4 protein-coding genes are annotated in these 2908 nt (G+C 61.5%); 2 read left to right on the top strand and 2 right to left on the bottom strand.

The annotated features are described in order from the left end of the window. Positions 1–241 precede the first annotated feature (241 nt). A complete protein-coding gene (locus tag N799_RS16105; protein WP_081975053.1) occupies positions 242–577 on the top strand; it encodes a BPSL0761 family protein in 336 nt (111 codons plus the stop codon). After that, a complete protein-coding gene (locus N799_RS15540) occupies positions 567–1046 on the top strand; it encodes a hypothetical protein (RefSeq protein WP_152597989.1) in 480 nt (159 codons plus the stop codon). The genes N799_RS16105 and N799_RS15540 overlap by 11 nt, the downstream gene beginning before the upstream one ends. A gap of 857 nt (positions 1047–1903) precedes the next feature. Here N799_RS15540 and N799_RS13955 read toward each other — a convergent pair. Together N799_RS13955 and N799_RS15730 are read right to left on the bottom strand one after the other, a co-directional pair. Next, a complete protein-coding gene (locus N799_RS13955; RefSeq protein ID WP_036213909.1) occupies positions 1904–2197 on the bottom strand; it encodes a hypothetical protein in 294 nt (97 codons plus the stop codon). Then, on the bottom strand, positions 2194–2343 hold the full coding sequence (locus N799_RS15730; RefSeq protein WP_160279980.1) for a hypothetical protein: 150 nt from the start codon (positions 2341–2343) through the stop codon (positions 2194–2196). The genes N799_RS13955 and N799_RS15730 overlap by 4 nt, the downstream gene beginning before the upstream one ends. Positions 2344–2908: the final 565 nt, after the last annotated feature.

The following is a 2908-nucleotide window of genomic DNA, read 5'->3' as shown; positions in this document are numbered from 1 at the left end:
TGTTTTTTACACGAATCCCTGCCGACCCTCGGATAGAGAGCTTTCCTTTGCCATGGAAAGGCTGAGGTCTCGTCGTATGGAACTAATGGAAAGACCACTCATCTGAACCGGGCCAAGCGCGAACGAAGTTCCGGAGCGGCAGGAAGACCCCGAGCGAAATCTCACTTATCGCAACGAGGAACGCACAATCTCTAACCGCTCAAGACGAAATTCGGGGCGCTTCAATTGATGGGAGAGCACGATGACCATGCCGAATGAACGAACCCGTGCCTTGGTCTGGGCGGGCGGATTCTTGATCGAGATTGCACGAGACAAGGCCTTGCCGTTGGCCCTACGTCGGCAGGCCGTTTCGATCGCCAGACATTTCCCAACCATTGAACAGGTGGGCGCCATGTCTACGGCCACGTTCCATCTGGGAATGGGCCCCGGACTGGTAGACCCCGACGCTCATCCCGAATGGGCCAAAGAGTGTCTACACGGACCGCTTACTTATCGCACCCGGCTTGGCTGGCCCGAGGAGCAACCAGGTGCCGACGGACGGGCAGCTAGCAGGGGACCAACGACTCGTGAGCCATGAGACCGAAAGTATCCTTCAGCAGGTCGTAGACAAATTTGTCCATCGCCTGTTTCCCTCTTTTGTCGAGCCCGGTTTCATTGCTTGTCCGGACAAGCATTTGCCCGCGCTTCTGGACGCAATGACCCAAGCCGTGGCTGCCCGCGGGGTCACACTTGAAATGATTGACCTACGCCCCGCGCCAGGCGAACTCCTCGACCGAGTCACGGTGCGCATCGTTACAGTCAATCGGCAGCCGCAGGATACGAACTTACCGCCGAATCGTCTTCTGGTGTTGGTTGGGTTCGATCTATTGGAAGGTCGTAAGCACGATGAGCCAACATACCCATTCCGCTCAGATTTCCAGTTTGACCGGCATCACCTCTGGCTCTTTGTGGGGCGAAATCGCAACCGCCTTGCGCGCCTTTTTCATAGCCGTAAGCTTCCGTTGTACTTGGCGGCCAGGGATCTGACGCCGGCAGAGTGGCGGTGAGGGATGGACGAGCGTCAGAGGCCCGCTGGACCAAGCTCTGGGGCGGTTATACAGCTAGCCAAGCTAGGTGGATGGGATAATGAGCGCGCACGGTCCACGGAGTGCGTCCAACAAGCAGTCGGGCGGTCGATTGAGTGGGTAAGGGCTTGAAGAAACATCTTGAAGTCAATGCGGGAGTGAACGTACCCAGGAACAGGCTTAGAGGGCAGCTGGGCTGTTGACTAGCGCTATACATGTATGAGTGCGGTGTGGGCGAGTCCGGCTTTTAAGGATCCCAAGCCGGTCAATTTCTGCCAATCCGGAAATTAGTTGCCTCTCGAGAGCGTGCAAGTAGCCTGCGATGGCTCGGTATTTACATAATATGCATTATGCGAAGTTCGGCTTCACCCTGATTGATCAAGCTAAGGGTCGTCATGGTCGTCCTATCCTATTGATTTGCTTGCGATTTCGTCCCCATGAAATCGGTCTGCAAGTAAGGCGGCGGACGTCCCTTGTCGCCGGTGAGCACCAGCAGCATCGCGCAATTGCGCGAAACGTGCGAGCGTCGAACCAAGAGCCGAGGCGATCGACGCGACTGGCGGTCGGTCGCTGGCGTCAGCCGTCCAGGTGTTCGGCGATCGGTGCGCGGCACACACGCCGCGGGGTCGACCGTCGCTCCCGCTCCGTTCTCACCCCCGTCGTGAGTGCCTAACAGCGTTCGGCGGGCGCGTGGGCGGTTTCCGGCAGCGGGCGGCCGGCGGTTCGCGCCGTGGCAGCCGCAGCTGTCGTAGATCCTCCAGAGCGGCCCCCGTCCGTCCATGGACAAAGGCGGGCCATCCATGGCCCTTTCAAGGCGCTCCGCGCCCTGCCAGAAGCCGTCAAGCGACACGCTGTCGGGCCTGAAGCTGTGCGACTGCTGCCGGTGCGAACGGAATCACGTTGCTCTCCGCCTGGACCGGCGTGGCGCGTGGACGGTGATGGCCGAACTTTCCGCGGTAGTGGATCAGCAGACCGACCAGCTCGCGCATCGGGACCCGATCCTTCTCGGGCGATACCAGGTACTGCCCGCGAATCTTCCAGCCCTGCCATGGGCCGGTGAGGTCAATGCGCTGGTACAGCACGGCATCCGCCATGAATTGCAGTGCTTCGTCGTAGGTCGGTTTGGCGCTCATGGCAGCACCGCCGCACTGCCCCGTCGAGCGATCACAGACAGCTCGCGGTGGGTCTCGGCAATCCACCCGTCAATCGTCTGGATCACGGAGGCCCAGGCCAGACGGGTGCGCAGGTCGGCCCCGGCGGCCGTTTCTTCGGCGCGCAACTCGACTGCTGTATCTCGCTGGTGGTAGTAGGCAGACAGTGCTGCCCGAAGGTGTTCGCTATGCGTAATCGCTGGGCGGACTGGTAGGGTCAAGCTAAGGGACGTGGCGTCGCCGCCGTCCGCTTGCCGATCTCCTACCGCCGCGGCGTATCCGCCAGTCCGCCGGTTCCGCTGCCCCCGCGTGGCTTGCCGACTGCCGGGGGTGCCAGTCTCTGCATGGGCAGAGGGCCCGGGCTCTCCGTGACCTGACCGGTCGGGGTCTTCGCGATCGCCGTGGAACTCGTACGGAGCCCCTACACCCACGGTTCCTGCTCGCCCGACAGGCTGCGTCGCAGTCTGCTCGGTAGCCAGGTCATCGACCCGACCGTCGGCCCGTGGCTTGGGCCGACGGGTTGAATCTACATCTGCGCCAGTGCTGGGCGCAACTCTATGCATTATGCGAAGTCGGCTGTCCGGGCGATCACGCGGCGCGTGCGTGACTGGCTCGCCACATGGAGCCGTCGAAATGCGCCCTCCCTGCTGGCAGCCCGGTAAGAGGGTCGGCAGGGATTCGTGTAAAAAACAG

Origin of the sequence: Lysobacter arseniciresistens ZS79 (genome assembly GCF_000768335.1) — a bacterium.
In the GTDB taxonomy this organism is placed as follows: domain Bacteria; phylum Pseudomonadota; class Gammaproteobacteria; order Xanthomonadales; family Xanthomonadaceae; genus Novilysobacter; species Novilysobacter arseniciresistens.
Note: the sequence above shows the minus strand (reverse complement) of the source record. Positions and strands in the feature narration are given on the sequence as shown.

Coding starts and splice junctions, on each gene's coding strand:
- N799_RS13955 (WP_036213909.1), bottom strand. CDS start 2,197: ATGAGCGCCAAACCGACCTACGACGAAGCACTGCAATTCATGGCGGAT.
- N799_RS16105 (WP_081975053.1), top strand. CDS start 242: ATGACCATGCCGAATGAACGAACCCGTGCCTTGGTCTGGGCGGGCGGA.